This window comes from Streptomyces sp. SID5643, assembly GCF_009872555.1.
GTDB classification, from domain to species: Bacteria; Actinomycetota; Actinomycetes; order Streptomycetales; family Streptomycetaceae; genus Streptomyces; species Streptomyces iakyrus.
Genome location: NZ_WWIC01000106.1, coordinates 73187 through 87401 on the forward strand (window position 1 = coordinate 73187; position 14215 = coordinate 87401).

Consider the following 14215-nt stretch of genomic DNA (forward strand, 5'->3'; position numbering starts at 1 on the left):
GCAGTCGCCACATCGGGCAAGACCGGGGTTCCGCCCGAGCCGGCCCTTCCGGCGGCTCGGGCGGTTCCCGCGGCGTGCCCACTAGGAGAAACACAACATGAAAGCAGGCTCATGAGAGCGTTTCGGAACAGGACGGCCTCCATCGGGGCCGCGGCACTCGGCGTCGTAGGGCTGGTGCTCGTCCCGGCCGACGCGGCCACGGCCGCCACCGGACCGCAGGACGGCCATGTGTACGCGCTGACCGCAGCGCACAGCGGCAAGAACGCACAGGTCCAGTCGGCTTCGCCGTCCGACGCGGCAGCCGTGGTGCAGAACACCCCCTCCGGCGGTCCGAGCCAGCTGTGGCAGGCCGTTGCCCACGGCGGAGACGGGTCGTTCTCGCTGGTGAACATCAACAGTGGTAAGTGCCTGGATGTGAGCGGAGCGTCCACCACGGCGGAAGCGCGAGTCATCCAGTGGACGTGCACCGGAAACAGCAACCAGCGCTGGACCTTCAGCGGCTCCTCGATCGTTTCCGTCAACAGCGGGATGTGCCTCGACGTCCCCGGCCACTCCACGGCCGACGGCACGGCGCTCATCCAGTGGCCGTGCACCGGCAACCCCAACCAGCAGTGGACCCTCACCGAACGCCCCCGGGTCGTGGCCTTCGGCCCCAGCATGACCGCCGGCGGTGAGACCTTCTCCGAGCAGACACTGCGGATGGTCGTCCGCACAAGCGTCGCCGGTTCCGGAGTGCGGATCCGTCTGTCCAACCTGCGCAGCACCACGCCGCTGTCCGTCGGCGCCGTCGATGTGGCCGTGCGCTCCAGCGGCGCGGCCGCGGTACCCGGCACCCACCGCACCGTGACCTTCGGCAGGTCCGGCAACCCGACCATCCCCGCCGGGGCGGAACTCACCAGCGACGTCATCGCGATGACGGTCACCGCGGGGCAGGACCTCCTGGTGAGCGTGTACCTGCGGGGCGACACCGGCGCCTCCACCTTCCACCGGGACGCCTACCAGACCTCGTACCGGTCGGCGGCCGGCACGGGCAACCACGCCGGCGAGGACGCCGCGACCGACTTCAGCACCTCCATGTGGAGCTGGCACTACCTGTCGGGCGTGGACGTCGTGCCGGCCGCCGTGACCACCGGAACCGTGGTGGCCTTCGGCGACTCCATCACCGACGGCGCCAGCACCACCTCCGACGCCAACCGGCGCTGGCCGGACCGCCTGGCCGCCCGGCTGCAGGCGGAGAGCGGCGGCCAGCGGTTCGCTGTCGCCAACGCCGGCATCGGCGGCAACATGGTCCGCGCCGACGCCGGTTGGGCTCCCCAAGGCCTGGCCGCCAGGGTCCGGTTCGCCCACGACGCCCTCGGCCAGCCGGGCGTACGCAACGTGATCTTCATGGAGGGCATCAACGACATCAACAACAACCCCTCCCTCACCGCCGACCAGCTGATCGCCGGTTATCAGGACATCATCGCGCAGGCACACGCCGCCGACGTGAGGATCATCGGCGGCACCATGCTGCCCCACTCCTCGCAGAACAGTGCACAGGCCGGCATCCGGACAACTGTGAACAACTGGATCCGCACCAGTGGCGCGTTCGACGCCGTCGTCGACTTCGACGCCGTCATCCGGGACCCGAACAACCACGCCCGGATGCTGCCCGCTTACGACAGCGGGGATCATCTGCACCCCAACGACGCCGGAATGGCGGCCATGGCGAACGCCGTCGATCTGTCCATGCTGCGCCAGTGACCTGAGTCGGAGATCGTCCGGGTGGGCCTTACTCGGCGCTGCCGCAGAAGACCGGCGACACAGGGGCGCCGGAAGGGCCGGACCGACCCGGGCTACCAGGTCGGTCCGGCCCCTGTCCGGATGTCACATGTGTACGACGGGGGCGGCATCCGGGTCCTGCTCCGGTACGCCGCGTCGGTAGAGGATGACGCTGATGACCAGGCCGACGCCGAAGAAGACAGCTGACCACCAGTAGGCGGTGGAGTAGGCCTCCAGGCCCGCCTGGGCCTGCACGGCGGTATTCCTGGGGTCCTTGCCGGCCAGGTAGTCGGTGGCGGCACTGGTGGCGAGAGTGTTGAGCAGGGCGGTGCCGATCGAGCCGCCGACCTGCATCATGGCGTTGACGGTGGCGGAGGCGACTCCGGAGTGCTCGGCGTCCACGCCGTCGACGGCCAGGCTCATGGCAGGGGGCATCACCAGGCCGAGGCCGAGACCCACCACGACCAGAGTCGGCAGGATGTCCCCGACGTAGGAGCTGTGCAGGTCGAGGGCGGTCATCCAGACCATGCCCGCGGCGGCCAGGCCCATGCCGAGCGGCACCACCGGCTTGGGGCCGATGCGGGGGATCAGTACGCTGGTGGCGAGGGCGGAGGTGACCATGAGCGCGCCGGTCATGGGCAGGAAGGCCAGCCCGGTCTCGATGGGCGTGTAGCCGAGGCTCTGCTGAAGGTAGTAGGTGAGGAAGAGGAACACGCCGAACATACCGGCGCCGCTGATCAGCACGGAGACGAAGGAGGCGCCGCGGTTGCGGTCGAGCAGCACGCGCAGGGGCAGCAGGGGGTGGGAGGACCTGGTCTGCCACACGGTGAACGCGGTGAGCAGGACGGCTCCGGCGACCAGCCAGCCCCAGGTGTGCGGGGAACTCCAGTCGTGGCTCTCGGCGTCGGCGAAGCCGTAGACCAGGCTGAACAGGCCGCCACCGACGAGGACGGCGCCGGGGATGTCGAGGCTGGTGGTCTTGTCGCGGGCCGTACGGCTCAGAAGGAGGGCACCTCCGACAAACGCCACGCCGGCGAAGACGAGGTTGACGTAGAGGGTCCACCGCCAGTCGAGGTGCTCGGTGAGCACACCACCGAGCAGCAGACCTATGGCACCGCCGGCGCCGGCGATGGCGCCGTAGACACCGAAGGCCCTGGCGCGCTCCCTGGGGTCGGTGAACGTCGTGGTCAGCAGCGACAGCGCGGCCGGGGCGAGGAGGGCGCCGAACAGGCCCTGGCCGGCGCGTGCGGTGACCAGCATCTCGAAGCTGTTCGCGGCGCCGCCCAGAGCGGAGGCACCGGCGAAGCCGACCAGCCCGACCAAGAAGGTGATCTTGCGGCCGAAGAGGTCGGCCATGCGTCCGCCGAGCAGCAGCAGGCTGCCGAAGGCGAGGGCGTAGGCGGTGACGACCCACTGCCGGTCGCCGTCGGAGAAGCCCAGGTCCTTCTGGGCCGAGGGCAGGGCGATGTTCACGATCGTCGCGTCGAGCACCACCATGAGCTGGGCCACGGCGATGACGGTGAGAATCCACCACCGATGGCGAGGTGGGGCGCCGGAGGACGGGAGCGGGGACACAGGGGCCGTGGCCGGTGTGCCGAGGGAGGTTTGTGCCATGACGAAGTCTCCAGAAAACGTGGGCAAGGAGGAGGAACGTGCGGGGGTGTGATGCGGACGGCTGCTTCGTTGGAGCTCGTCATTGATGCGGTCGGTGATCGCGCAGCCCTCAGGCCGCCGGCGTACCTGAGCGCTGGACTCCCGCGTGCTGGAGAGCGACGCCGAGAGGAAGAACAGCCGCGATCGGTTCGGATGCGGTCCCGGGCTCTTCGGCGGCCTGTCGGCGGGCCGCCCGGGCCGATGCGGGGGAGAAGGTCTGCCAGTACCGGGCCTGGCGGTTCAGGGTGCTGATCAGCGGCATGAGGTCGGTCGCGGCGGGGACGTCGCGGATGCCCAGCCGGTCCGCTGCGGTGATCCCGAGGGACTGGCGGAGCACGCAGCGGATGAGGTCTTCCAGTTGCTCCTCGGACAGGACCGCGCCCGGCGCGTGAGCCGTGGCACGGGCCTGTGCGCCGATCATGGCGGCTGCCGCAGCGCGTGAGGCGTCATCGGGTGCTGCCGTCATGGTGCTCAGCAGGTCGTGCAGACGGCGGGCGCCGGCGTGGTCGGCGACGTCCTTGTACAGGCTCTCGTCGAGCCCCAGGAGATGGGCGACGTAAGACCAGTACTGATAGAGGCGGCTCTCCTCCTCGGCGGTGATCTCGATACCGACGGCCGTCAGGGCCTGGAAGCCGGTGAGGGTGAAGCCGAGCCAGGTGCGTGCCAAGTCGAGCTGACCGACCGGCAGGCCCGGGATGCCCGTCTCCCGGTCGCTGAGGGACGCGGCCCGCATGCGGGCGTGTCGCAGCCGGGCGTCGACGGTGGCCACATACCCGGGCCCTCCGCGCAGCAGCCCGCCCGGCCGGATGGCCTGCCGCGCCCACACCCCGGTCTCCGTGAGCCGGCGCGAAACGGTGGGCATCGGCCTGTCGGTCGGTATCAGCAGCCGTGCCGTGGCGGGGGAGGTGCAGGTGTGGGCCAGCGCACCGGTGATCACGCAGAGACCGAACCACAGGGGCGGCACGGACAGACTCACGGCGTCGCCGCGATGGAGCATCAGGGGGTCGACCCGGGAAGGGGTCGTCTCCACGTGCTTCAGCAGCGCCGCGACTGCTTCCGGGGGCCGCTCGTCGAGGCCTGCCAGCCCCTTCCTCAGACCGCTGTCGAGAGCCTGCCGTGCCTTGGCGCCGTAGAGGTCCAGCTCGGCGATGACGGCATCGGCGAGCGGATCCCCGGCGGTGAGCAGCGGCGCCCTGCGGTCTGCCTCCATGGAGGGCCGGCGGCCCACGGCTTCCAGGTCGATCACTCGTTCGGACGGAGGGTGGGGAGTGTGGTTCGCGGTCATGTGGCTCTCACTTCCGAGAGGGTGCGACCGGGGCGTCGGACGCACTCGGTTCCCCGAGCCGGTCGGGGCGGCGGGGTGTCCGCGCGAACACCCTCTGACACCTGTCAGATTAGTAGCAATCTGACGGGTGTCAAGTAAGCTCTTCTCGTGAGCCCGGAGCCGGGCTGCGGGCAAACCTGGCAGGCAGTCGAGAAAGGTCACTTCGGGACGAGAACGAGGACTCACCGACGCATGACCCTGTGAGGTGCACGCCGCGCAGGCACGAACCAGCAGTCTTGGAGGCAGTGGTGGGAGCACGAACCGAGTCCGTCCGGCGGCCGGGGCGCCCCGGTGCCGGCACTCCGGCGGTGCCCGGGGAGGAGAACATCCTCCAGCGGGGCCTCGAAGCCTTCGCGGAGCTGGGCTACGACCGTGCCTCCGCACGTGAACTGGCCCGCCGCCTGGGCGTCAGCCACAATTTCATCAACGACCGGTACGGGTCGAAGGCGGCCTTCTGGCGGGCGGTCATGGACCATGCGCTGGAGCTGCAACTGGAGCGCCTGCCACAGATGGATTCCGGGATCGACGACGCCGAGCGGCTGCGCCAGATCATCACCGGCTTCTACCGCACCGCGGCGGACACGCCGTTGATCGGACGCGTCTTCGTCGACGAGTCGTCACGGGACACCGAACGGTTGGACTATCTGTACGAGCGTTTCGTCGCTCCGGTCCTGCAGCTCATGACGCCCAGCATCGAACGGCTCGTCGCCTCTGGGCGCATGGCCCCCATTCCGATGGACGTGCTGTTCTTCGCCGTCGTCCCGCCCGTCGCGGGAATGGTGGAGGGTCCTCTGGCGCGGCGCCTCGGCCGACCCGAACCCGCTTCGTCGCAGCAGCTCACGGACACGGCGGAGGTGATGGCGACGCTCGTGGTCAACGGACTCCTCGCGACGGGTGCACCGAGGGACCGGTGAGCTCGGCCGGCGGCCTGTCCGGCGCATTGCGGGAGCTCTCGCAGGACCGCTGCACAGTTCGGCCGGGTCGATCTGCCGCAGCTGGACCCGACGGCCGTTTCGCCCCCCAGAGGGCGACACCGTCCCCGCTCGGCACGGACGGCGTCGGCCACCGTCCGGATCCGCCGTCGGTGGCGGTCACCGCGTGCCGATCTCCGACACCTGCAACGCGGCGGTCACCGGCGTCAGGTACTTCGGTGCGACAGCCGTCCCCCTCCGCAGGCCACTGGCACCGGTGACCAGCGGTTCGGGTATCCGTGCAGGAACCGTTCGCCGAGTGGGACATCGAGCGGGTGCCACGCGAGCAGTTGCGCCGCTCACCGGATGCCGACGTCCGCTCCGGCCCGCGGCTGACGGCTCCGAGCGGCCCGTGGCAGGTCTCGGCCGGCTACGACTTGGCTCTGACCAGACCGGAGTCGTACGCCGTGATGACCGCCTGGATGCGGTCGCGGGCGCCGATCTTGGCGAGAACGCGGCCTACGTGCTTCTTGACGGTGGATTCGGTCAGGACGAGACGCTCGGCGATCTCGGTATTGTTCCAGCCCTTGCCGATGGCGACGAGGACTTCCCGTTCGCGATCGGTGAGGGTCTTCAGGCGGGGGTCCTCGGCGGGTGGGCTGTCCGCGGGGGCCAGGACCCGGTGGGCGTAGGCGTCCAGGAGGCGACGGGTGAGGCGGGGGGAGACGACGGCGTCGCCCGTGGCAACCGCGTGGATACCGGCGACGAGTTCCTCGGGGCGTGCGTCCTTGAGCAGGAAGCCGCCGGCGCCTGCGCGCAGGCCTTCGTAGGCGTACTCGTCGAGGTCGAAGGTGGTGACGATGAGGACACGGGTGCGGCCGCCGGCGGCGATGATGCGACGGGTGGCCTCGATGCCGTCCATGCCGGGCATGCGGATGTCCATGAGGACGACGTCGGGGCGCAGTTCGGCGGCCATGCGGACGGCCTCGGCGCCGTGTGCCGCCTCGCCGACCGGGGTCAGGCCGGGAGTGCCCTCCAAAAGCATGCGCACTCCCATGCGTTGCAGGGGCTGGTCGTCGGCGATGAGGACGGTGGTCATGGCTGATGATCTCCCGGGGGGACGTCCAGGACGACGTCCACGAGCCAGCCGTGGCCGGTGGCAGGCGGGCCGAGGGTGACGGTGCCGCCATACATGGCGGCCCGCTGGCGGATGCCGACGAGACCGTGCCCGGCGTCACCGGACCGTGCCCCGGCGGCTGCGCCGGTGTCGGCCACCTTGATGTGCACGGTGTCGGTCTCCTTGGTGACGGTGACGTCGGCCGTGGCACCCGGGCCGGCGTGTTTGAGGGTGTTGGTGAGGGCTTCCTGCACGATGCGGTACACGGTGAGCTGAACGCCGCTGCCGAGGGCGTCGAGGTCGCCCATGGTCCGGTAGGTTACGGGCAGCCCCGCCGCTCGCACGCGTGTCAGCAGCGCGTCCAGGTCCCGGATGCCGGGCTGCGGGCCGAGCAGCTGTTCGTCCTGTTCATGTCCCCGCTCCTCACGCAGCACACCGAGGACCCGCCGGAGCTCGCTCATCGCCTGGCGGCCGGTGTCGGCGAGGATGCGCAGGGCGTCGGCGGACGTCTCGCCGCGGTTGGCGGCGAGAGTGGAGGCGCCGTCGGCGACGCTGACCATGACGGAGAGGTTGTGACCGACGATGTCGTGCATCTCGCGGGCGATGCGGGTGCGTTCGGCGGCGGTGGTGAGCCGGATGCGCTGGTCCTGCTCGATCTCCAGCCGGGTGGCCCGGTCCTCCAGTGCCGCGAGGTAGAGGCGGCGGATCCGTAGCGTCAGACCGATGGCGATGGCCGCCGTAGCCGTGCCCAGCAGGAAGAAGAGACCGAGGAACGGATGCTCGACAGGGGCCAGCACCCCGACCGCCAGGGACAGATCGGCCGCGGTGAAGGCGGCGGCCCAACCGAGCACGCGCAGTGATCCGTGCAGGGCAAGACTGTAGAGGGCGACGAGCGCGGCCATGCCGGTCTGCGGCCACACCCCCAGCGACCACTGGGCCAGCAACACGCCGGAGATCACCCAGTACGTGATCGCCGGGGTCCTGCGGCGCCACCACAGCGGTACGACGAGTGCGACGGCGAAGGCGACCAGCACCGGTGTGGGCAAGTGGCTGCGGTCCGTCGTGTCCCCGAAAGGGCCGTGGCGACTGTGGGACAGCAGATCGGGGAGGCTGAGCAGGGCGACGACGAGGACGACCGCGGTGTCGAGCACCCACGGATGCCGCTGGTCCAGTCGGCGTCGGGCGCTCCGACCGCGCAGTATCCGGCCCAGGAGAGGGTGTGCCCAGGCGTCGGCGAGCCCGGGGGACGGCGTGGTGGCCGCCCCCCGGGCGATGGTCGCGGGGGCCTGTCTCATGATCCCACTGTCTCGCACCGCCGCTCAGGCGTCGCTCTTGAGGAGCCGCCATGCGGCGGCGGCGAGGGTGAGGGCCACCCACCCTGCGAAGATGGCGAGTCCCGCTCCCGGGGAGAGGGCGTCGGAGGACTCGTGCAGGGCGTACATCGCCGAGCCCGCGTTGCTGGGGAAGTAGGGGTTGACGTTGTCGTAGAGGGAGTCGGGCAGCAGGGAGGCCAGGCCAGGGAGGATGAGCAGGACGCCTACCAGGACCGCGATCGCCCCGGCGCTGGAACGCAGCAGCACGCCCAGGGCCACACCCGCGACGGCGACCAGGGCGAGGTACAGGCCGGCACCGGCCAGGCTGCGCAGCACACCGTCGTCGCCCAGGGACAGGGCGATCTTCTCGTCGTCCAGGCCCAGGGTGCCCAGTTGGAATGCGGCCAGGGCGCCGAGGGTGGTCAGGACCAGGATGACGGCGCCGAGCACTGCGGCCTTGGTCCACAGGACGGGCAGGCGGCGGGGAACCGCGGTGAGGGTGGAGCGGATCATGCCGGTGGTGTACTCACCGGCCGACAGCAGGACGCCGAGCACGCCGACGGCCAGCGACGCGAAGGTCACCCCGAGCAGGGCGAGGCTGACCGCGTCCTGCTCGCCGGAGCCGGGTCCGGGCGGTCCGTCCTGGGAGGCCGCGTCGGGGCTGAAGGTGGCGGAGGCGATCGAGCCGAGGGCGATCAGCAGGACCACGGCGACGGCGAGGGTGATCCAACTGGAGCGCAGGGACCAGAACTTGGCCCACTCCGCGCGCAGCACCCGCGGACCGGTGACCTTGTACACCCGGGTACCCGCCCGAGTGGGGGAAAGTTCGGTGACAGTCATCAGGCTGCCTTTCGCTCGGTCTCGACGGGATGGCTCTGGTACTCGACGACGTCCCTGGTGAGGTCCATGAACGCCGCCTCCAACGAGACGGCCTGCGGGGTGAGTTCGTACAGTGCCACCCCGTGCTCGGCCGCGATCCGCCCGATCTCCCGGGCGTCGCGTCCGGAGACCAGGAGTTCCTCGGCGGACGAGGAGGAGATCGTCACGTCCGGGTCCGCCAGCAGCGAGCGCAGCCTGCCGGCCTCGGCGGTGACGACCTTCACGCCGCCTCCGCTCGCCTCCCGGGTGAAGTCGTCGACGGTCGTGTCCGCGAGCAGCCGCCCACGGCCGATGATCACCAGGTGGTCGGCGATCATCGCCGTCTCGCTCATCAGGTGCGAGGAGAGCATGACCGCCCGGCCCTCGTCGGCCAGCGAGCGCAGCAGATTGCGTACCCACAGCACGCCCTCGGGGTCAAGGCCGTTGACCGGCTCGTCGAGCATGACGATCGCGGGGTCGCCGAGCAGGGCCGCCGCGATGCCGAGCCGCTGGCCCATGCCGAGTGAGAAGGCTCCCACCCGCTTGTCGGCCACGCTGGACAGCCCGGCCAGTTCGATGACCTCGTCGACCCGGCGGCGCGGAATGCCGTGCGTGTACGCAAGCGCCATCAGATGGTTGAACGCGCTGCGACCGGGGTGGACGGACTTGGCCTCCAGCAGGGTGCCGATCTCATGCAGCGGTGCCGTGTGCTTCGCGTACGACGTGCCGTTGACGGTGACCGAGCCCTTGGTGGGGGCGTCCAGACCGACGATCATGCGCATGGTGGTGGACTTGCCGGCACCGTTGGGGCCGAGGAAGCCGGTCACCTCACCGGGCTTGACGGTGAAACTCAACGCGTCGACGACGGTCTTGTCGCCGTACCGTTTGGTCAGCTCACGCGCTTCGATCATGGGAGTGGGCCTTTCCCTCGGACTGGGCCGGGCGAGCGCCGCGACCTGCGCAGTCGACGTTAGGAGCGCGGCCCGCCCGAACCCTGGGACCAGGGGGGACACTTGATCGACCGAGTGGTACCGCGGGTCCACTCGGCGCCGATCACCGGTACGCCTCAGGTATGACGCGCCGGCGGATGGGCGCTGGTCTGCGGCCGCCCACCGATCAGCCGCAGGACGCGCACCCCGCGCGCGCTTCATCCGGGTCCCGCCACGGCCGCACTCCGGCGCAGGGATCGTAGCCGCGACGCAGTCGACGGCTACCGCTGTCGTCGCCCTGCCGGCCGAACGGGCCGCCTGGCCGGGGCGCGTCAGGATGACCCGCTTCGGTCTGGCCGTCGCGGCGGTCGGCTTTCCGGGAGCGAAAGCGGCGCTCGAACCGGTGGCCCTGATCCTGGATCCGTAACGCCCGCCGCTCACCCTCCAAGTGACGTTCTCGTACGACAAGGTCGGTGGCCCATGTCGATCGACGTGGGCCACCGACCCGGAAGGAGTAGCTGTTCAGGTGGCCAAGCAGGGGGAGCTGAGTCGGATCACACAAAGGACTTGTGCGTTCGACTTGAGCGAGTGATAAAGTCGGTTGCACAGGCGGCTCCGAGTCGACATGCGGCACTGGACCGCCCTTCCATGCCCACAACCGCTCGGCAGTGTGAGCCGACCCGCCCACTGCTCGACCGGCGTCCCTGTCGAGGCGTCCGGGAGCCCCTACCGACCTTGGGAGTTCGTCATGGCTGTCCTGCTCCACCGGCTGGGCCGAAGTGCCTACCACCACCGCAAACTGGTGCTCGGCATCTGGCTCGCGGTCCTGGCCGCGCTCATCACCTGCGTCGGCGTCTTCGGCGGCAAGCTCGACGACCGCTTCACTGTGCCGGGGACCGAGTCCCAGCGGGCCCTGGACACGCTCGGCAGGACGCTGCCCGAGGCATCAGGAGCCGCCGCCCAGATCGTCTTCACCGCTCCCGAGGGCCATCGCGTCACCGACGCTCCCTATACGGCGGCCATCGCCGGAGCCGAGGCAGCAGCCTCCAAAGCGCCCCAGGTCAGCGCCGTCATAGGCCCCACCACCTCCGGCGCCGTCTCGGCCGACCGGACCACCGCGATCGTGCAGGTGCAGTACTCCGTGCAGCAGCCCGAGGTGCGCGCCTCCTCCCTGGACGCGGTCGAACAGGCGGCCAAGGCGGCCGAGAGGAAGGGCCTCAAAGCCTTTGTGGGCGGCAGCGTCTACGGCAGCAAGGGTGTCCACATCGGCCCGTCGGAAATCATCGGCGTCGGCGTCGCCCTCCTCGTCCTCGTCGTCACGTTCGGTTCCCTGCTCGCCGCGGGCATGTCGCTGCTGCCCGCGCTGCTGGGGGTGGCGGTGGGACTGACCGGGCTGCTCGCGCTCACCCCGGCGTTCAGCATCTCCTCCACGGCCGTCACGCTCGCGCTGATGCTCGGTCTGGCCGTGGGCATCGACTACGTCCTGTTCATCCTCTCCCGCCACCGCCAGCAACTCGCCCGCGGAACCGACCCGCAGGAGTCCATCGCGCTGGCCAACGGCACCGCCGGCAGCGCGGTCGTCTTTGCCGGCAGCACGGTGATCATCGCCCTCGCCGCCCTCAGTGTCATCGGCATCCCGTTCCTGACCACGATGGGCCTCGGCGCCGCCGGAGCCGTCCTCGTCGCCGTCCTGGCCGCGATCACCCTGCTTCCGGCTCTCACCGGATTCCTCGGCGCCCGGCTGGCGCCCAAGCCGGGCAGCAAGGCGGCCCGGCGGGCCGTCGACCCCGGCGCATCCGAGGGAAGGGCGACCCTGGGCGCCCGCTGGGTGAGGGCGGTCGTCGCCAAGCCCCTGCTGACCGTCCTGGCCGTCGCGGGCATCCTGGTAGCGCTCGCGCTCCCGGCGGCGGACCTGCGTCTCGCCCTGCCGGACAACGGATCGGCCCCGGTGAGTTCCACCGAACGCAAGGCGTACGACGTGGTCGGCGACAAGTTCGGCCCCGGCTTCAACGGCCCGCTCCTGGTGCTGACCGAGACCGACAAGGGGCCGGGTGCGCAGGCGGGTGCCCAGGCCGCGCGGAAGCTGCGGGACCTCAAGGGCGTCAAGGCAGTACTGCCCCCCGTGCCCACACGTGACCCCGCGCAGACCGTCATCCAGGTCATCCCCGAGACCGGCCCCGACAGCGCCCGCACCGGCCGCCTCGTCGGCGACATACGGACCGTGGCTCCGGACATCCGCGAGACGACCGGAGCGAGGATCGCGGTCACCGGAACGACCGCCGTCAACATCGATGTCTCCAACCGGCTCAGTGACTCCCTGCTGCCGTTCATGGCGATCGTCGTCGGCCTGAGCCTGATCCTGCTGACCATGGTCTTCCGCTCGCTGCTGATCCCGCTCAAGGCCGCCGTCGGATTCCTGCTGTCGGTCGGCGCCGCGCTCGGCATGGTCGTCGCCCTGTTCCAGTGGGGCTGGCTGGCGGACGCCTTCGGCCTGGACCACACCGGTCCGGTCGTCAGCTTCCTGCCGATCATCCTGATCGGCGTGCTGTTCGGACTCGCCATGGACTACGAGGTGTTCCTCGTCTCCGGGATGCGGGAGGAGTGGGTCCACACCGGCGCGGCCAGCGGGTCGGTGATCCACGGCGCGCGGCACAGCGTACGGGTCGTCACCGCGGCCGCCCTGATCATGTTCACCGTCTTCGCCGGCTTCTTCCCCCTCGACGACGCCCTGATCAAGCCCATCGCCTTCGCGCTGGCCGTCGGCGTGGCCGTCGACGCCTTCGCCGTCCGCATGACCCTGGTCCCGGCCGTCCTCGCCCTCGCCGGACGACACGCCTGGTGGCTGCCCGCTTGGCTGAACCGCATCCTGCCCGACCTCGACGTCGAGGGCACACGGCTGCACAAAGCCGTATCGCAGCACAGCGAGGCCGCCTCTGCGCCCGAGCCCGCGTCGGTGCCCGAGCCGGTGTCCTGAGCCGGGTAGCGTCCCGGCCCCGGGCGGCTGCACAGCGACGCTGTGCAGCCGCCCGGTTCGTCGCGCGGCGCGTTGCGTCGTCACGGTCCGGAACACTCGGCCGCCCGGTGCCGGCCGTCGCCCATGCCATCAGCACGTCGAGGGAACCCTTGGTGGCTTTGGGCGGGCGGTCGGTTCAGTGCCGGGCGAACTGGACCTGGGTGGGCTGGACGACGTTCGGCCGCACCGTGAGTCCCGAGACGGTGAGCTGTTCGCCGTAGATGTCGGTGATTCTGATCGCTCCGCCGCACCCGCTGCCGTCGGCGGAGACGAAGTAGTTGTAGGCGGTGCGGGGCAGTTGCCGCCAGCCGCCTGCGCCGCGGACCTCCAGCCCCCTGACCGGATTTCTGTGGTCGATCGCCTGGATGGCACACCAGTGCCGGCTGGACCCGGTCTTGTACCTGATGGAGATCGTGCCGACCGTGCTCGGGCTGACCAGGCTCCAGGTGATGGGGAGCCGGCCGAGCTTGAGGTCGGCGAGTTTCGCGAAGGCCTCTTCGCTGAGGTCGATCTGTCCGGGTGCGCAGGGCAGGGGGCATTCGTTGGTGATCCGCACCGTGACGGACCTGCCGTTGGCGGCGCGGACGAGAACATACGCGCCGCATGCCTTGGACGTCTCGTAGTCGGTGGTGTTCATGGCCGCGACCATGAGGTCGGGGCTCGGACCGAAGAGACAGGCGCCGTCCCCGACTCCGGCCTTGTAGGCGGTGGCGACGCCCTGGTAGGTCGTGCCGGGTTTGATCCGTCCTGCTGACGGAGGCGTGGTGGATGTCTCCCGCGGGGGCCGCGGGGTGTCCTTGGGTGAGGGCTTGGCTGTCGTGGTGGCCGGGGAGGCCTTCGGGCTGGGGGAGCCGCTCGGGCTCGCCGTGGGGCTCGGAACACCCGACTCGGTGGCGGTGGCCGCCTTCTTCTGTGCGGTGGCGCGGGGGGAGGCCGCGGCAGGTCCTGCATCCGCGGTGTGGTCGGGTGACGATCCCATGAGCAGGTAGGCGAGAACGCTCACGGCGGTCAACGCCACCGTGGCGCCCATGAAGAGCGTGCGTCTGCGTCTGCGCTGCCGCGCGGCCTGCCTTGGTGTGTTCATCGCCTGTCCGTTCCGGAAGATCGAGCTGGTGTCCACTGCTCGGTGACCGCGGGAAGCGAAAAGGTTGCCGACGATTTCTCGCTGAACGCATGAACCATGACCTGGGCGACACCTGGGCGATCCCGGGGGTCCCGAGCAACCCATCGGTCGACGCATGTCGCATGCGGTCGATGACGCCCCTTACATCGGATGCTTTGCATGCTATCCGGTTGAGGGACGTGCGGATGAAGCCGCCTTCACTTGGTAATTTGC

10 protein-coding genes are annotated in these 14215 nt (G+C 70.3%); 3 read left to right on the plus strand and 7 right to left on the minus strand.

What is annotated here, in order from left to right:
* The first annotated feature begins 111 nt into the window (after positions 1-111).
* Positions 112-1743, plus strand: coding sequence for an RICIN domain-containing protein (locus GTY56_RS13560; RefSeq protein ID WP_161365554.1), 1632 nt, complete (start codon positions 112-114; stop codon positions 1741-1743).
* Positions 1744-1866: 123 nt separating this feature from the next.
* On the opposite strand, the gene GTY56_RS13565 is transcribed toward GTY56_RS13560, so the two are convergent.
* Complete coding sequence (locus GTY56_RS13565; RefSeq protein WP_161365556.1) at positions 1867-3375, minus strand: MFS transporter; 1509 nt, start codon at positions 3373-3375, stop codon at positions 1867-1869.
* Positions 3376-3484: 109 nt separating this feature from the next.
* Complete coding sequence (locus tag GTY56_RS13570) at positions 3485-4699, minus strand: oxygenase MpaB family protein (protein WP_161365558.1); 1215 nt, start codon at positions 4697-4699, stop codon at positions 3485-3487.
* Positions 4700-4986: 287 nt separating this feature from the next.
* Between GTY56_RS13570 and GTY56_RS13575 the strand changes: the two genes are divergently transcribed.
* A complete protein-coding gene (locus GTY56_RS13575) occupies positions 4987-5652 on the plus strand; it encodes a TetR/AcrR family transcriptional regulator (protein ID WP_346345480.1) in 666 nt (221 codons plus the stop codon).
* A 427-nt stretch (positions 5653-6079) separates the two neighbouring features.
* Here GTY56_RS13575 and GTY56_RS13580 read toward each other — a convergent pair whose 3' ends face one another.
* From GTY56_RS13580 to GTY56_RS13595, 4 genes are read right to left on the minus strand one after another with little or no spacing between them, the layout of a single operon-like run.
* Entirely contained in the window at positions 6080-6748 is a 669-nt protein-coding gene (locus GTY56_RS13580; RefSeq protein WP_033307962.1) for a response regulator, read from the minus strand.
* The gene (locus GTY56_RS13585; RefSeq protein ID WP_161365562.1) at positions 6745-8061 is read right to left on the minus strand and encodes a sensor histidine kinase; all 1317 of its coding nucleotides are present in this window, start codon (positions 8059-8061) and stop codon (positions 6745-6747) included. Before GTY56_RS13585 ends, GTY56_RS13580 begins: the two co-directional genes overlap by 4 nt.
* Before the next feature lie 24 nt (positions 8062-8085).
* Positions 8086-8919: a phosphatidylglycerol lysyltransferase domain-containing protein gene (locus GTY56_RS13590; RefSeq protein WP_161365564.1), complete on the minus strand. Its 834-nt coding sequence runs from the start codon at positions 8917-8919 to the stop codon at positions 8086-8088.
* On the minus strand, positions 8919-9848 hold the full coding sequence (locus GTY56_RS13595) for an ABC transporter ATP-binding protein (RefSeq protein ID WP_161365566.1): 930 nt from the start codon (positions 9846-9848) through the stop codon (positions 8919-8921). Before GTY56_RS13595 ends, GTY56_RS13590 begins: the two co-directional genes overlap by 1 nt.
* A gap of 766 nt (positions 9849-10614) precedes the next feature.
* On the opposite strand from GTY56_RS13595, the gene GTY56_RS13600 reads away from it, so the two are divergent.
* Positions 10615-12840 (plus strand): MMPL family transporter, encoded by a 2226-nt coding sequence (locus GTY56_RS13600; protein ID WP_161365568.1) that lies wholly within the window; start codon positions 10615-10617, stop codon positions 12838-12840.
* A gap of 175 nt (positions 12841-13015) precedes the next feature.
* On the opposite strand, the gene GTY56_RS13605 is transcribed toward GTY56_RS13600, so the two are convergent.
* The gene (locus tag GTY56_RS13605) at positions 13016-13963 is read right to left on the minus strand and encodes an expansin EXLX1 family cellulose-binding protein (protein WP_161365570.1); all 948 of its coding nucleotides are present in this window, start codon (positions 13961-13963) and stop codon (positions 13016-13018) included.
* Positions 13964-14215: the final 252 nt, after the last annotated feature.

Excerpts from the sequence above, each read along its gene's own strand:
- GTY56_RS13580 (WP_033307962.1), bottom strand. The coding sequence starts at position 6,748 with ATGACCACCGTCCTCATCGCCGACGACCAGCCCCTGCAACGCATGGGA.
- GTY56_RS13590 (WP_161365564.1), bottom strand. The coding sequence starts at position 8,919 with ATGACTGTCACCGAACTTTCCCCCACTCGGGCGGGTACCCGGGTGTAC.
- GTY56_RS13585 (WP_161365562.1), bottom strand. The coding sequence starts at position 8,061 with ATGAGACAGGCCCCCGCGACCATCGCCCGGGGGGCGGCCACCACGCCG.
- GTY56_RS13560 (WP_161365554.1), top strand. The coding sequence starts at position 112 with ATGAGAGCGTTTCGGAACAGGACGGCCTCCATCGGGGCCGCGGCACTC.
- GTY56_RS13570 (WP_161365558.1), bottom strand. The coding sequence starts at position 4,699 with ATGACCGCGAACCACACTCCCCACCCTCCGTCCGAACGAGTGATCGAC.
- GTY56_RS13595 (WP_161365566.1), bottom strand. The coding sequence starts at position 9,848 with ATGATCGAAGCGCGTGAGCTGACCAAACGGTACGGCGACAAGACCGTC.
- GTY56_RS13600 (WP_161365568.1), top strand. The coding sequence starts at position 10,615 with ATGGCTGTCCTGCTCCACCGGCTGGGCCGAAGTGCCTACCACCACCGC.
- GTY56_RS13605 (WP_161365570.1), bottom strand. The coding sequence starts at position 13,963 with ATGAACACACCAAGGCAGGCCGCGCGGCAGCGCAGACGCAGACGCACG.
- GTY56_RS13565 (WP_161365556.1), bottom strand. The coding sequence starts at position 3,375 with ATGGCACAAACCTCCCTCGGCACACCGGCCACGGCCCCTGTGTCCCCG.